This window comes from Acinetobacter sp. UBA1496 (assembly GCF_002324975.1).
Taxonomy (GTDB): Bacteria; Pseudomonadota; Gammaproteobacteria; order Pseudomonadales; family Moraxellaceae; genus Acinetobacter; species Acinetobacter variabilis.
Window position 1 is genome coordinate 1 of record NZ_DCRI01000111.1, and the last position, 14,739, is coordinate 14,739.

The 14,739-nt window shown below is 38.8% G+C and carries 13 protein-coding genes and 3 pseudogenes; 8 read left to right on the forward strand and 8 right to left on the reverse strand.

Annotated features, from left to right (window positions below; all coding sequences use genetic code 11):
• Positions 1-84: pseudogene (locus B3143_RS14405) on the forward strand (pyridine nucleotide-disulfide oxidoreductase); the annotation flags it as partial.
• A gap of 65 nt (positions 85-149) precedes the next feature.
• Here the strand turns inward: B3143_RS14405 and B3143_RS14410 are convergent.
• Both B3143_RS14410 and B3143_RS14415 read right to left on the reverse strand, forming a co-directional pair.
• Positions 150-983 (reverse strand): annotated as a pseudogene (locus B3143_RS14410) (serine hydrolase domain-containing protein); the annotation flags it as partial.
• A gap of 12 nt (positions 984-995) precedes the next feature.
• Positions 996-1,550 (reverse strand): DUF3887 domain-containing protein, encoded by a 555-nt coding sequence (locus tag B3143_RS14415; protein WP_004784052.1) that lies wholly within the window; start codon positions 1,548-1,550, stop codon positions 996-998.
• 460 nt (positions 1,551-2,010) lie between these two features.
• Here B3143_RS14415 and B3143_RS14420 point away from each other — a divergent pair, with 460 nt between their 5' ends.
• Both B3143_RS14420 and B3143_RS14425 read left to right on the forward strand, forming a co-directional pair.
• On the forward strand, positions 2,011-2,259 hold the full coding sequence (locus B3143_RS14420; RefSeq protein ID WP_004784054.1) for a hypothetical protein: 249 nt from the start codon (positions 2,011-2,013) through the stop codon (positions 2,257-2,259).
• A gap of 127 nt (positions 2,260-2,386) precedes the next feature.
• On the forward strand, positions 2,387-2,596 hold the full coding sequence (locus tag B3143_RS14425; protein ID WP_004784056.1) for a hypothetical protein: 210 nt from the start codon (positions 2,387-2,389) through the stop codon (positions 2,594-2,596).
• Here the strand turns inward: B3143_RS14425 and B3143_RS14430 are convergent.
• Positions 2,593-3,231: a LysE family transporter gene (locus tag B3143_RS14430; RefSeq protein ID WP_004784057.1), complete on the reverse strand. Its 639-nt coding sequence runs from the start codon at positions 3,229-3,231 to the stop codon at positions 2,593-2,595. The two genes, B3143_RS14425 and B3143_RS14430, sit on opposite strands and share 4 nt — an antisense overlap.
• Before the next feature lie 122 nt (positions 3,232-3,353).
• Positions 3,354-3,920, reverse strand: coding sequence for an FxsA family protein (locus B3143_RS14435; protein ID WP_004784060.1), 567 nt, complete (start codon positions 3,918-3,920; stop codon positions 3,354-3,356).
• Between the two features lie 125 nt (positions 3,921-4,045).
• Here B3143_RS14435 and ruvC point away from each other — a divergent pair, with 125 nt between their 5' ends.
• Positions 4,046-4,591, forward strand: a complete 546-nt coding sequence (gene ruvC, locus B3143_RS14440) for a crossover junction endodeoxyribonuclease RuvC (RefSeq protein ID WP_004784062.1) — start codon at positions 4,046-4,048, stop codon at positions 4,589-4,591.
• Here ruvC and B3143_RS14445 read toward each other — a convergent pair.
• On the reverse strand, positions 4,588-4,869 hold the full coding sequence (locus B3143_RS14445) for an acylphosphatase (RefSeq protein ID WP_004784063.1): 282 nt from the start codon (positions 4,867-4,869) through the stop codon (positions 4,588-4,590). The two genes, ruvC and B3143_RS14445, sit on opposite strands and share 4 nt — an antisense overlap.
• An 11-nt stretch (positions 4,870-4,880) precedes the next feature.
• Positions 4,881-6,338 (reverse strand): bifunctional ADP-dependent NAD(P)H-hydrate dehydratase/NAD(P)H-hydrate epimerase, encoded by a 1,458-nt coding sequence (locus tag B3143_RS14450; RefSeq protein ID WP_004784064.1) that lies wholly within the window; start codon positions 6,336-6,338, stop codon positions 4,881-4,883.
• A 23-nt stretch (positions 6,339-6,361) separates the two neighbouring features.
• Here B3143_RS14450 and queG point away from each other — a divergent pair, with 23 nt between their 5' ends.
• The 3 genes from queG to bioB all read left to right on the forward strand — a co-directional run bounded on the left by queG (position 6,362) and on the right by bioB (position 8,922).
• Positions 6,362-7,456 (forward strand): tRNA epoxyqueuosine(34) reductase QueG, encoded by a 1,095-nt coding sequence (gene queG / locus B3143_RS14455; protein ID WP_004784066.1) that lies wholly within the window; start codon positions 6,362-6,364, stop codon positions 7,454-7,456.
• Between the two features lie 106 nt (positions 7,457-7,562).
• The gene (locus B3143_RS14460; protein ID WP_004784068.1) at positions 7,563-7,781 is read left to right on the forward strand and encodes a hypothetical protein; all 219 of its coding nucleotides are present in this window, start codon (positions 7,563-7,565) and stop codon (positions 7,779-7,781) included.
• Between the two features lie 139 nt (positions 7,782-7,920).
• The gene (gene bioB, locus B3143_RS14465; protein ID WP_004784070.1) at positions 7,921-8,922 is read left to right on the forward strand and encodes a biotin synthase BioB; all 1,002 of its coding nucleotides are present in this window, start codon (positions 7,921-7,923) and stop codon (positions 8,920-8,922) included.
• Between the two features lie 10 nt (positions 8,923-8,932).
• On the opposite strand, the gene B3143_RS14470 is transcribed toward bioB, so the two are convergent.
• Positions 8,933-9,160, reverse strand: coding sequence for a hypothetical protein (locus B3143_RS14470; protein WP_004784071.1), 228 nt, complete (start codon positions 9,158-9,160; stop codon positions 8,933-8,935).
• 1,142 nt (positions 9,161-10,302) lie between these two features.
• Between B3143_RS14470 and B3143_RS14475 the strand changes: the two are divergent.
• Positions 10,303-11,005, forward strand: a pseudogene (locus B3143_RS14475) (transcriptional regulator); the annotation flags it as partial.
• A 1,461-nt stretch (positions 11,006-12,466) separates the two neighbouring features.
• On the opposite strand, the gene B3143_RS14480 reads toward B3143_RS14475, so the two are convergent.
• A complete protein-coding gene (locus B3143_RS14480) occupies positions 12,467-14,716 on the reverse strand; it encodes a DEAD/DEAH box helicase (RefSeq protein WP_284880189.1) in 2,250 nt (749 codons plus the stop codon).
• Between the last annotated feature and the right edge of the window lie 23 nt (positions 14,717-14,739).

Here is a 14,739-nt window from a genome sequence, read left to right on the forward strand (position 1 = left end):
TACAAACAGATCATCATCGCCACTGGTGAAGGTGCCAAAGCATCATTATCTGCCTTTGATTACATCATCCGTTCTGGTCAGTAATCCTTAAAATTCATGAATTAAAAAAAGCCCGCATTGTGCGGGCTTTTTACTATCTTAAAGCTGATTTATTCCTGTAGTAATTGAGCAGCCAGTTTTTCAATATTTCCCATTTCAGGATGTACAGCAGCGACATTGGCTAAAATCGTAACTGCCTTTCTCTTGTTTAAATCAATCATCAAAATAGCAGAATGCCCTGCGGTATTTCCCCCATGCCAGATGATTTTGGTGCCATTGTCCTGTTCTCGCACAAACCAGCCCAATCCCAATTGGTAGCTACCTGCTTTTTCTGTAGTTGCTTGCTGAGTTAATTGTACTGCCGCATTTTTTGCATCGAGCTGAGCTTGTGCAAATCTGGTTAAATCTGAAGCTGTAGAGAGTACACCGCCCGCAGGTAAAAAGGTATCAAATGTCCAGGTGGTGATTTCTTTTCCTTGGGCATCAAATGCAGGCACAAGTTGCTTAGCTGCTTGATCAGGCGAGGTATAGCTATTTTTCATCCCATACTTTTTAAATACATATTCATTGAGTAACTCAGCAAAATCCTTATTTTGCGATTGACTCAAACTCTGTCCTAATAAAGCCACAGCCAAATTAGAATAATGTGGCACTTTTCCACTGTTATTTGCATGTTCAAGCTCTAATGAATTTTTTAAATATTCTTCCAGTTTAGCTGCATCATATTCCTTATATGGATCAGTATCATCATCTACTTCCAAATTACTCGGTAGTCGTGGCAGTCCAGACGTATGATTGGCTAAATCCTGAAAGCAAATCTGGATATTGTCCTTGAATGGAAAGGCATAATAAGGATTAATCTTGTCATCCAGTTTAATTTTATTTTGTGTCACCAATTCAGCCAATATAGTTGATGTCATTACTTTGGTAAGAGAACCAATTGCAAAGACTTTATCCTAATTGGCCTTGGCCAGGATTTTGTCCTTATGTTTCTGTACCCCATAGTAATGGGTTTTGTCTTGATCTAATACCGCTATAGCCACTTGAGTCTGCTCTGGAAAAGTCCGTGTAGCCTGATAAATTTTCTCTGCAATCGCTTTTGGATAGCCTTGAATAGCATTGACTGTCTTATTATTTGCTGCAGTAGATTCGATATAGGGCGTAAATAAAAGGCCGGAAATCTGTTGATCATTATTCAAACTCATGCTGAGTTTCAGACGGTCTTTTTCAAAGTTGGCCTTATAGACTGCAGTCTCTTTACCTTTAGACTCTATATAGTCAATACTTTGTATTTTGCCGAGTTGCTGCTGTAAGTCTTTAGAGACTTTTTCAAACATATTTAAAGGAATCGCCTTTTTCGCTTCAGGTGAAAACTTTTCAAAAATTGCTGCATAATTTTGCGCATTAAAATCCTGCTGAAACTGGGTAATAACTTCCCTTTCAATATCCGATTGTGCATAAAGACTGCTCATACAGAGCAAGGATGATAAAAACAGTGATATTTTCTTCATGAGATCAGTATTGTTCCTTAAGTTTATAGTGCACTTTCATAAAAATTATTGAAATTAAACATTTTTATAGACTTAATACAGTGCAACGAATAGTTAAAAAATAAGCAAAATATATTCCATATCATTCTATTTTGTGGAGCAGATCAATTCATCTAAGTTCTTGCCCTGTCTATTTCCCATTTTATACTTGTTGTTCTTAAGCTCCACTCGAACTGGTTCAAAAATTGCTTATGAATTTATAGATAGCATAGTTAATTATTCCAGAGAAATTTCTCGAAATAACTTAATAATGTTATGCACTTAGCCAATTATTATTTGTTTTCCTCACTAAGACTTGGGTAACTTTTTGTTATATGACTTGTCAGCGTCTAATTGCATCATTAATATGACATGTAGGCCTAAAATAAAAGTCCGTGAAAGATAACAAAAAAAACTATCAGAAATGTAATGGAGCTTAGCAATGTACTATCAATATCACTGTGCGTGCTGCGATAAAGTTGTGGAAGCTGGCCAAAAAGAATGTCATGCTTGTGGCTCACATAATATTCGCAGCCCTTATGGTTTTTGGATTTTATGTCTGGTGGCCTGTCTGGTTACTGCAATCGCGTTCAAGGTAATGCATGTTTATATCCAGTCACAGCAGCAGGAAGTGCCAGCTCAGTCATCATTATTTGATGTGCTACAACAAGATAATAAACGTCCGCGCTAATTTTCTTATCCTCCAGCAAGACCTGACTTGGATCAGGTCTTTTTTATGCGCTTTTAACTTGAATATGAAATGCTACCAGAATAGAAAATTTGAATTACAATAAGTCATCTTGCAGTGAGAGATGAAAATGGTTCAGTTAATTAAAAAAGGCGGCTTACGTGAGCGTGCCAATCGCAGTCGCAGTTATCAGGGTTCGGAAAATACTGAGACTACCCTTAAACCGAATCGTTATCAGTCTCCAGTGCAGAAACAGGATAATCTAGTTTCTGACGCTTCCGCTGCACAGCAGCTTTCTAACGAAAACTCCTCTGTTACCCCATCGAATTTAGATTTTTAGTTCATTAGAACCAGCGCGTCATACCATAACCAGACTGCAAAAATCAGGAATAACCCGCCTGAAATCATATCGATATAACTTCCTGATCGCTGGTAAGCCTCTTTAATTTTAGGATGGGAAATTAATAGCATTAGTAAAGTAAAAGTAATAAATGTTTGCAGCGGAATAATCACTGCCAGTTGCGCTTTTAAATAATCAGAAGCTGATGAACTCAGTGCAAGTGAAAATACGCTACTGAAATAGATCAGAGTTTTAGGATTCGACAGATTAGTCAATAAACCCTGCATAAAATAACTTTTTGGTGCTTCTACCGTATTTAAATCATCTTGAGTTTGATGTCTGTTCTGAAAACTTTGCCATCCGCCTTTTAACATGGCCCAGCCCATTTTGGCCAAAAATAACCCACCGATGACCATCAATACCTGCTGAATCCAGGGAAACTGGTCGATCAATACGGTAAAGCCTGCTAGCGTCAATACCACCCAAACTACGATCCCCGCTGAAATTCCAGCAATCACCTTTAAGGCATTCATACGTGTCGTAGAGGCTGCACTTTTTGCGATAAGTAAAATGTCAGGACCGGGGCTTAATTGAGCTACAAAATGTAGAAAACAGATGGTAAAAAGCAAAGACATTTAAAAAAAGATCAAATGGTAAAAAAAACTATTATAACTTTTGTTTAACGAAATTAGAAAGTTCCAATAAAAAAGCCGAATCATGAGATTTGGCTTGAAGTATTTATATTGAAAGCGTAATTTTATTTCTTGTTCACATCTTTCATTTCAATTTTCTTGGGTTCCGGGGTCACTTCACGGGCTTCACCATCAATAATGGTTGAATCCCTATGACCACCCTGCTGGTTTTGCATATCCTGCATTTGACGCATCATTTCCGCAAACGGGTTTTGACCTGCACCGCCACCGACATCGCCCATCATGCCACCCATCATTTTTTCCATCATGGCTTGCTGACGTTTCATCATCATTTTCATCATGGCTGCCTGGAAAGCACGTTGTACAGGTGGAATCAGCATTAATACCGCAAGTACATCACTAATCAAACCAGGAATCAGCAGAAAAAAGCCGGCTAAGATCTTAGGTAAATTATTCGATAATGCCGGATCTGCACTCATCTGTCCCATCTGCATTTGCTGCATTTGCGGCATAACGCCGGCCGAATATTTCCGGATTAGGTTCATACCGATAAAGAAGGCCGCCACGAACCAGAAAAATACGTACCACATGCTCCCGACAAGGTCACCCACGCCAATCCATACAAATACTTCGAGGACTAAGCCGGCCAGGATAATAAGAAATAATTTCATGAAAATTAATCTAATCTCAGTAAAATAAATATTAGGATGCTGTAATCAACTGCTTCATCAGGATCAAGCTTTTTTGATACGCTTATGTAACAATATGGGCATTATTTTATTTTTAAAGTGCAGGCATGTCATTAATTATTGGGATTGATCCCGGTTCACGTCTAACAGGTTACGGTATCATCCAGAAAGAAGGTTCAAAACTTACTTTTGTTGATGCAGGAACGATTAGAACTGAAACAGCGGAAATGCCTGAACGTTTAAAACGAATCTTTGCCGGTGTAGAACGGATTGTCAAATTTTACGGCCCGACCGAGGCTGCGGTGGAACAAGTGTTTATGGCACAAAACCCGGATTCTGCTCTTAAATTGGGTCAGGCACGTGGTGCCGCAGTCGCAGCCTTGGTGAATCTGGATCTGAAAGTTGCTGAATATACAGCGCGTCAGATCAAACAGTCTGTGGTGGGCTATGGTGCTGCAGACAAAGAACAGGTTCAGATGATGGTTATGCGTATTCTGAACCTGACAATAAAACCGCAACAAGATGCTGCCGATGCACTTGCTGCTGCGATTTGTCATGCCCATGCTTCAGGCAGCATGAGTAAAATGGCCGTATTGAATGCCTTGGGCGGTATGGCACGCGGACGCAGCCGGGTCAGCACCCGCCGCCGTTAATCTTCGGTTAATACTTTAAAGTCCTGAAAATCCGCGTCTTGGAGATTCAAACTCTGCTGATGTATTGCAGTGACTTTTGCACGTTGTGGTCCAGTTCTGCTGAGCTGGATCATTTTCCGAACAATCGCTTCCTTCCCAACAATGATAGCCTCAACTTCGCCTGTTTCCAGATTACGTACAAAACCCTTTAAACCTAATTGAATTGCTTGTTGTTCAAACCAGCGACGGTAGCCCACACCCTGCACTTTACCCTGAATGATTAAATGAATGGCCTGCATTTTTATTTTCCTTAGTGGTTCACAACCTGGTAAATGGCATGTTTCATATCTTGCGCCTGTAAGCCGCGTTCACCCTTTTCCGCCAGTACATCACCTGCAAGTGCGTGCAAAGTTACGATCTCGTGTAAATGGATAGTATTTCTAAATTGGGCTTTCAAACTGGCGATCATGCCAGCAAGTACATCTCCCATTCCTCCGGTTCCCATACCGGCATTGCCTGCGGTACAAATATAAAGATCATCCTCTAAAATCAGACTACCTGAACCCTTGAGCACCCATTGTCCCTGATATTTTTGCTGGAGCTGTTTAATTGTCTGAATGCGATCTGCTTCGACTCCTGATGCTTTCATTTCTAGCAAAGTAGCCGCTTCACCCGGATGCGGTGTTGCATAAGTATGGGCATTCAAATTTTGTGGTGCTTTTGCCAGAAACCACAAGGCATCTGCATCGAGAACTGTCTCCAGTTCTGATTGCTGAATCAGGTCAAACCAGTAATTATATTGCTTCTCAGCCCAAGCATCGCGTCCTAACCCCATACCAAAACAGACAGCATCCACATGACGAACTAAAGCTTGGCGTTGCTCAGCATCTAGCGCATTAATATCACGCAGCATGATATTCGGAGCACGTGACAAAATGGCAGTATGATGTTTGGCATCACAAACCACAGTGACCTTACCTGCACCGGCAGCAAAGGCTGCCTCAGCTGCCATAATGACCGCACCACCCATATCAGCATGCCCCCCAATCACGAGCACATGCCCATAACTGCCCTTATGTCCAAAAGCTTCACGTTTAGGCAGATGAATTTGAGTCGAGGAAAGTTGGGCAATCGGCACAAGTTCAGCATCGGGAGGAATAACCGAGATGACCTCTACCTTGCCGGCATATTCTTTGCCTCGTCCGGTAAATAGTCCCGCCTTTAAACCTAAAACATTAAAACTATGATCTGCCTTAATGGCAACCGGCAAAGACTGGCCTGTATTGGCATGCAGTCCGCTTGGAATATCCACTGCAATTTTAAGACCTTGCTGGGCATTAATGCTTTGAATAATCTGTTGCCAATTTTCATTCAGATCACGGTTCAAACCGATCCCAAATAAGGCATCAATATAAACTTCATATTGTTTCTGAAAATTAAAACCTGAATAAGTAGGTATACCGATTTGCTGAGCTTCCCCGATTGCTTGAGCCAGATCCTGTGATGGACCGGGTTCTGCTGTATAAATATCTATTTCAAAACCGACCTGTTTTAAATATTTTCCTACCAGATAGCCATCACCGGCATTATTACCCTGACCGCAACAGACAGCGATTTGAGTCAATTGCTGTTGTTCCAATAAAGGGATGAGTCGCTGCGCAATCGACCATGCCACCTGTTGCATCAAACCATAAGAACTATTTTGCTTGCCAAACCAGCGCTGCTCCCATGCTTGTATATCACGGCTATGATAAACTTGCTGCTGCATTTCTTATTTCCTGTTTCTGGTTTATGACAACACCCGATTCCCAAGCGCAAATTCAAGTTTATCAACAAGATCCAAATGAACTGAAAGCGTGGATCAAAGCGCAGGCACGAGAGCTGGGTTTTTCTGATTGTGTCATTGCCAAACCGGATGCTCAAGCAGAATTAGTACGTTTGCAGGAATATTTAGACCGCGGCTATCACGGTGATATGAAGTTTCTGGAAGAAAATCTGGAAAAACGTGCCAATCCCACACTGCTTATTCCCAATACCAAATCCGTGATCTGTGTACGAATGGACTATCTGGTCGATCTTCCAAAACCGCGCTTAGTGCCCTATGCACCAAATTCTGCGATTATTGCCCGTTATGCCCGTGGTCGTGATTATCATAAAACCATGCGCGGGCGCCTAAAAATGCTGGCTGCAAAAATTCGGGAAAAAGTCGGTGAATTTGAATCCCGCCCCTTTGCAGACTCTGCACCTGTATTTGAAAAATCTCTGGCCGAAAGTGCGGGCATGGGCTGGACCGGTAAACACACTTTATTAATCCACAAAAAATCCGGATCTTTTTTCGTTTTAGGAGAACTGTTTAGCTCATTGGAACTGCCCTTTGATGAGCCTGCAAGCAAACATTGTGGTTCATGCACAGCCTGTATTGATATTTGCCCGACACAGGCTATTGTTGAACCTTATATGCTGGATGCACGTCGCTGTATTGCTTATTTAACCATTGAATATAAAGGAATCATTCCAGAAGAGTTACGTCGAGGGATTGGTAACCGGGTTTTTGGTTGTGATGATTGTCAGTTGATTTGTCCGTGGAACAGTTTTGCCCAGAAAACCAATATTGAAGATTTTCACCCCCGACATGGACTGGATCAAGTGAGTTTACTGGATCTCTGGCAATGGGATGAAGCTACATTTTTAAGCTCAACTGAAGGCAGTCCATTACGGCGTACCGGCTATCAGAGCTTTATGCGCAATATTGCGATCGGCTTGGGTAATGCGCCTTTTGATCCACAGATTGTCCAGGCATTACAAGCTCAGCAGAATCAATATGATGAGATTGTACAAGTTCATATTGACTGGGCCATACAGGAACAACTGGCAAAATCCCGGTAATTTTCAATTTTTACTTCGGTTCACATTTTCTCGTCAAAGCCTTACACAGTTACTGTGCAAGCTATGGCATAAAGGAAAAAGAATGGAAATAAAGCCGGAGGTGGATATGCAAAAGTCATCTGATACACAACATCAAAATCAGGAACAGCTTGAAGAGTTGCAACATCAACACCAGAAGGAGCAACAACAGCAACAGCAGCAGTCACAACATGGCCCGCTTGGCTCTCCAAAAAATAATCAGCACGAACAAGATGAACGTGTATTAAACAAGCAACATCGTAGTGATTTACAAAACCAGAATATTCACGGAAATCATCGTGAATAAAGTCCGATCAAGAGTTCAACAACAAAGCCCACCTTGTGTGGGTTTTGTTTTTTCTATAAGGTCATATTTTGCTAATGAAGACGGCGATACTTTTACTTAAGATGGAGCCTGATAAATAAATATGAACAAGGATGGACAGATGAACAGTATTGATCCAATACGTAATGATTGGTCTCGTGCAGAAATTGAGACCCTGTATCAACAACCTTTAATGGACTTACTCTTTCAAGCTCAACAAGTTCATCGTCAATATTTTGATGCCAATACCATTCAGGTCAGTACCCTGCTCTCTATTAAAACCGGTAAATGCCCGGAAGATTGCAAATACTGTTCTCAGTCCGCACATTATGATTCCAAACTCGAAGCGGAAAAACGAATCGCAGTAGAAAAAGTAATTCAGGAAGCTAAAGAAGCTCTGGCTTCTGGCAGTTCACGTTTCTGTATGGGAGCAGCGTGGCGTAATCCGCATGAACGTGATATGCCTTATGTGCTGGACATGATACGTGAAGTCAAAGCACTTGGACTCGAAACCTGTATGACTTTAGGCATGCTGAATGCCTCACAGGCAGAACGCCTGAAAGATGCTGGTCTGGATTATTACAATCACAATCTGGATACGTCACGTGAATACTATTCACATATTATCAGTACCCGCAGCTTTGATGACCGACTAGATACACTGGATCATGTGCGCCAAGCTGGCTTGAAAGTGTGTAGTGGTGGCATTGTAGGCTTAGGTGAAAGTCGCAATGATCGGATCGGTTTATTGTTTGAGCTTTCTACACTTCCGATTCACCCAGAATCTGTACCTATCAATATGCTGGTGCCAATTGAAGGCACACCGATGGCAGATGTTGAAAAACTGGATGTGATTGAATGGATTCGAACTATTGCAGTGGCCCGCATTCTGATGCCCAAAAGTTATATCCGTCTTTCGGCAGGCCGTGAATCACTGACTGACTCAGATCAGGCATTGGCATTTATGGCGGGTGCCAACTCGATTTTTTCAGGCGAAAAACTGCTAACGACTCCAAATACAGCCAAAGGTCGTGACCAGCAGCTCTTTGAAAAATTGGGACTGGTAGCAGAACAACCTAAGCCAAGCATCCGCGCATTGGCGACTGATGCAATGGCAAGTTAATTGAAATAATTCAAGATGCTGAAAAGTTATGTGCAGTAATTAAAATGCCATAACTGGAATTGAGATAATCACCGATCCGGATCTGGTCTGTTCCATTGGCATGATGTACGACCAGTTCCTGCGTCAGTGCATCAAAACTAAAAGAGTCATAACAGTCCTGATGCAGGCTTAACCAGTGCAAAGTGTCAGCCAGATTTTCATCTACAATATAGGTTTTGGCATGGAAATCTTTGCTCATTTAAGCCTTCTCATCATGTGATACTGGTAATGATTTTAACGGATATGAGTTTAGATTAAATATAATGGATATAAAAAAGTGAGCATATTGCTCACTTTTTCTTGCAGTATTTTTTTAATCTCTTTGGGTACCACATTTGCGGCATTCCCAATCTGCCCCAATTTCCTCCATTTGCTGGTATTCATAAATGTGCAGACAAAATATTTTTTTTAATAATCGAAGCATTGCTAAAACTCCTGTAATTATTTTTTATCAGCTTCCTGATCTTTCTTCCTGAAACATCCATGATTTTGGTTTAAAAATCATATTATATTTATTAACATATTTTTACATTCTGTCAAATACACTTCATCTGCTTTTTAAAGTTTTCTTTCGATTCAAACATCATCATTTCATAGGTTACTGATTTATAGAAGTTATCTTTAATCAATAAGGTTTTTATAAGACAAGGAATTGAGCTTTAAACTATTCTATAGGCTATATAACGCCTGATTCAGTCAATATCAGGCTTAGAGAGATTCGAAAAAGACTGAAGATAGATTCAGGCTTTCTATAAATTCGTTCAAATAATTTTGTCGGAATCATTACAGTGTAGCTAACTACTAGCCAGAGTTTAATGCTTTTAAATTCCTTAAATTTCCTCTATAAAATTGAAATTTGAAAGCTGCTTTTTAGTTTGAAATAGATCATAAAAAAGTGAACCAGAATCTGCTTTAGTGCCAACTAAGAAGAAATGATCAAAATATTCTTCGCCTTTACCTGGAATGATCTATTACCTACTAAAAGATTTTTATAATGAATTTTTAGACCAAGCAAATTCGAATCGAGATCACGCATATCTACTTCCTTTGCCTATTTTAATGTGACGAAGTCGCATCTACAGCTTTGGTATAAGGTACTTCTTCACATTATTAGATTAATATAATCATCATAAAGTTAGAAAAAGGTTTGAAATGCGACAGGTTTACATTTCTTTTGATTCTTCACAAAAACAATAATAATTACCATGGGTGTAAATCATGAATTATTGTGAGAATAAGGAATGATGACAGAGCAAAATCTGATACTACACAGACAAAAAATTGATCAGCTACGCCAAAGCAGTAGTTTATCGCTATCTTATGCTGCACAGCTAGAACAGAGCATTCGCGCTGTCGATCAAAACCCAACAGTCTAGCTGCGTGTTTTCCAGCGAACATTACATGCCATCGGTCCAAGATATGGCCTGTTATGCTGCACCCATTATTGATCCGTATTCCAAACACATTCTGGGTGTAATTGCCTTATCCACTGAATGGCAAAAGCATAATAGCTTGGGTCTACTGGCAGCAGAACGCTGTGCCTCAATTATTCAATCTGCTTTACTGGAATCACAAAGACAGCGTTTATATATTCGTGCTTTTTTTGTCCCACAGGTCATTTTTAATGGTAAAGCTTTAACAATTACACCACGTCAGACTGAAATTCTTGCGATTTTAGCTTTATATCCACAAGGTTTAAGTATGGATAATCTGCATCAGGCGCTCTATGGTGAACGCAAAGTGAGTATGGGTACCTTAAAAGCAGAAATGTCACAACTTAGAGATCTTTTAGGTGGCATGTTGGGTTCACGGCCTTATCGTCTACTCGCTCATGTAGAAGCCGATTTCCTGCAAACAGAACAGTCTCTGGATGCCGGTTATATCGATTCTGCGTGATGCCATTTTTAAAGCAAATGAAACGGATGTATTGCTTAAACATGTAGCTCGTTTCCCCGAAGCAATTGATACAGTAAAACGCTTGATTGAATTGATGCCAAAGAGTCAGCCAGTGCATCAGGCATTACTTAAATTTCAGGATATTTAAATATTAGCAGTTATTTAATTTTAACTTTTATGCTTATAATAAATTTTCAATTGAGCTAAAAATTAAAAAATCACCCCATACTTTAAAATTTATAATTTTGATTGCTTTTCATTTAATAAACTGCGGACAGAAATCACTTATAGCAAGATATATGATTCTATTCTTATCAAACCTACAGTATATTATCCTGCTTCAGAATAAAAGTATTTAGTTTCTGTTTTTGAGCTAATTAAATTTTTGAGAAAAGAACAACGCCTGCTCCTTATCCCCTCAAGGATTTAGGATAAGCCAAAATGACCGTATGGAGATACGTTTTCTTGGCCCGCTTTCAAAAAGCCGTGAGCAGGGTCGTAAAAAAATGTAAGTCCATCGAGTGGAGAGTTGACTTACATAGAGGCTTACAGCGCCGTTTTAAAAAATTTTGACTACTTGTGCATCCCTAGCCTTATAAAATAAACATAAGGGATAAGTAAACCGTTTTTTTTTAATCTGTAATTTCCTAAAAGCTATGGTTTGATTCCTTCTATCATTTCTCTTTTATTATCAAAGGCCTTTACCGTAATAGAAGTATGGAATAAATCTGTAGAGAAACCTACCTACCAAAATCCTACCTTTTATGGGGTTATTCTATTTTCTAAATATACTGATAATAAACTTGGATCTGCTTCTATACTTTATTTAATTAATTACATAGTGCTTATATGGAATCTGGAATTAAAAAGCACTTAAGAGAGTTACCCTTAAGTGCTTGATAAATTTGGTGGGCCCAGACAGACTTGAACTGTCGACCAACGGATTATGAGCGAAGACAACAAACCATAAATTAATCAATATATTCAATAACTTAAATTCAATCAACATATAAAACCTGAATAAAATCAATAGTACCGCAAGCATTACCGCTAAGTGTAAGAAAAATAATTACTTCATATAAATATTGACGAAATTCTTCAGTAATAGGAAATGAATAAGTATAAGAAAAATAAGACCTACATCTGAGCAAAAACGTGACAAAAACCGCAAAAAGACCGCAAACTGAACTTTGACCACAAAGATAGACCACAGAAATGTAAGGTTTTATTGATAGACCACAAAGACCATTCATGTTTACTTTGCAAGGCTGATGACCGTAATATGTTTTTATCGTACCTTATCAGTCACGTTGAACTGCTGTCCTAAATTATTTCTTTACTTTAACTATCGCACCCACTGAGAATTTTACTTTAACAAAAATCCCCCCTAGGCGAATCCAACAGCGCTATATTTTTCAATCTAATTCTGAAATAACTCACCCATAAACAAAACTCCCCCCTCTTACCAGTTGCAATCATCACCGCTGTTCAAATACTTCTAATGAGTTATTTCATCAGAAGAAAATATAACGAAGAGACGATTTTAACTGGGGTTCATGTTGCCAAATAGGGGGAAGCTTATGTAACGATGTTGTACTAGGTAAGAACTTTAAGCAACAGGATCTAAATCCTCATATAAAGCAGTGAGCATTTTCTTTCGCTTACGTTCCTTCTGTTCTGAATTAACTATGACGCTGCCCGTATAATTGTCGTAGTCACATCCTTTGATATGTATTGTTGCAACTGTAGCCTCAAGTAAAGAGTATTTACTTAAGCTCACATAGTCGTATCCTCCAACCCCTATACCCAGAACATTGAGATATCGTTTGGCCGCTTGCTTTCTATTTTTATCTTCAACATAAAAATATTTCGCTATATAGTTTAACGCTTTAGTTTCAGTAACATTGATATCTCCCGTCTCATAGTCATACTGAAGACCTTGAATCAGTTTTTGCTTAATAATCGTTATCATGGGAATGTGACTATTTTTTTGCACAGATTTAATCGACTGAATAAGTAATGACTTAGCTCTAACAGGAGTAATTTTATGCGTACCACCTAGATTCTTTTTATGAGAGGAGACTATTTTTTTGGTCATTTCAATCACAAATAAGTTGCTTGCATAGGCATTGCCTACTGCAATAACCTTTTCATATTCTTTTTTCTGCAAAATACTCTTAATGTCTGAAATGTTGGAGATATGACAAGCTAATCGTATAATTTGCGCTAAGACATTTGCCGTTTCTTTCGCATGTTTAACCTTATATTTGTAGGCTCTATTCAATAAAAAATCTTCATCGTCTTTTACCTTTTTAATCAAGTCCTCCGCACGATCTTTAATATCTTCAAAGGTCGGATCATTCGAAGAGCGTAAAAAAATATACAGTGCATCTTCGATACATTCTTGATAAGTCTTATCGGATAGTTCTTGCTGTTCATGAAAGAATAGTTCAATTTGAGAGGATGTAACTGTGCTTGCATCCTCAAAATCACGAACATTACATGAAGGTAAAAGCTGCTTGATTCGCCATTTTAGGTACTTGAATTCTTGGTAACATTTGGCACTGTCTCTACGGTACGAGTTAGCAACAAGACTCGCATAATTCCGTTGAGCCTTGCCATCGCAGACAATAAATAGTTTGCAATCAAATAAATCTTTGAAAGTCTCATTTAACCTTTTTATCTTTTCATATATATTCATTTTTTTGATATCTTCATCGAAGCTGATACTGATATCATCGATTAATCCAGAAGTGAGTTCTGCCACTTGAGATACTCGGCTTAAATAGTTTTCCAGACTCTTTAAATGTTTATCATGCATCTTTTGTACAGATTCTTTCCCTCTTTCAATAGGAGTATGCATCAGAAGAAAACAAGGAATACTAGCCTGTCGTAATCGACCAAGAAATTGTACAACCTCTTCTGGATGTGCCTGTTTACCAACAAGAATCATTGAATCTAATTCGACTTCATCATTATTTAAATTCACAGCCTCATCCATAATTGAAGTCGTAAAAACAATGTCAATAACATTTGAAATCTTCTGTTGCTTAAACATTTTATCTACTTGAATATCTTCTTTATTTTTACTATGCACCACCAAACACTTACACTTGTACTGTGTTTCAAAGAACAAAGCTGATTTTTCACATTTTTCGCGTGAATTAAGACGAACGATAATAGTTTTCTTTCTATTATCTGCCTTATCCTTCCTTACGGCTGTTAAGCGATCAATGATAAATTGAATATAGGTATATTGGTCACCTTTCGACAAATAGCGTAATTCAATCTGCCTCCTAATCGGATTACTCTGTTTAACATGAACCGTATGATTGATTTCAACTTCTAATTGACTAAATAACTCTGGTGTAAAGGTTGCTGTCAACAACAAAATACTTGGGAAACCCTTATCGTGCATTACATTAATGATGGGCATTAACGCTTCATCACGAAATGATCCAGATGAATATAATTTATGGCATTCATCAATGACCAGAAGTGTATCTTCTAGTTTATTCTTCGGAAGCAATTCTCGTATTTTTTCAAATTTATCATAGGTCGCTACAATGACTCCTTTGAACTTTTCCAGCGAGTTATTCGGAGAATAGTCTGCGTAGAAAAATTTATATTTTTGGCCATGTTTACTCTCTGAATAAGCATTCTGGAGTTCTTGTACTTTTGCTTGAGTTGGTACAATCATAAGAATCGTCTTATATTGTTTACTTAAGTCCTCCATCGTGAATGTGGTTTTTCCTACTCCTGTTGGAGCAATCAAAAGTGTGGTTGCATCTCGATCAATTTCGAGCTCAAGTGAGCTTAAATATTGTCCTGATTCTAAGTTATAGCAAATTTCTGACATGAGTTATCCTTAGGACATACCGA

Coding starts and splice junctions, on each gene's coding strand:
- bioB (WP_004784070.1), top strand. CDS start 7,921: ATGAACAGTATTGATCCAATACGTAATGATTGGTCTCGTGCAGAAATT.
- ruvC (WP_004784062.1), top strand. CDS start 4,046: ATGTCATTAATTATTGGGATTGATCCCGGTTCACGTCTAACAGGTTAC.
- B3143_RS14470 (WP_004784071.1), bottom strand. CDS start 9,160: ATGAGCAAAGATTTCCATGCCAAAACCTATATTGTAGATGAAAATCTG.
- B3143_RS14460 (WP_004784068.1), top strand. CDS start 7,563: ATGCAAAAGTCATCTGATACACAACATCAAAATCAGGAACAGCTTGAA.
- B3143_RS14415 (WP_004784052.1), bottom strand. CDS start 1,550: ATGAAGAAAATATCACTGTTTTTATCATCCTTGCTCTGTATGAGCAGT.
- B3143_RS14435 (WP_004784060.1), bottom strand. CDS start 3,920: ATGAAATTATTTCTTATTATCCTGGCCGGCTTAGTCCTCGAAGTATTT.
- B3143_RS14450 (WP_004784064.1), bottom strand. CDS start 6,338: ATGCAGCAGCAAGTTTATCATAGCCGTGATATACAAGCATGGGAGCAG.
- B3143_RS14425 (WP_004784056.1), top strand. CDS start 2,387: ATGGTTCAGTTAATTAAAAAAGGCGGCTTACGTGAGCGTGCCAATCGC.
- B3143_RS14480 (WP_284880189.1), bottom strand. CDS start 14,716: ATGTCAGAAATTTGCTATAACTTAGAATCAGGACAATATTTAAGCTCA.
- B3143_RS14445 (WP_004784063.1), bottom strand. CDS start 4,869: ATGCAGGCCATTCATTTAATCATTCAGGGTAAAGTGCAGGGTGTGGGC.
- B3143_RS14430 (WP_004784057.1), bottom strand. CDS start 3,231: ATGTCTTTGCTTTTTACCATCTGTTTTCTACATTTTGTAGCTCAATTA.
- B3143_RS14420 (WP_004784054.1), top strand. CDS start 2,011: ATGTACTATCAATATCACTGTGCGTGCTGCGATAAAGTTGTGGAAGCT.
- queG (WP_004784066.1), top strand. CDS start 6,362: ATGACAACACCCGATTCCCAAGCGCAAATTCAAGTTTATCAACAAGAT.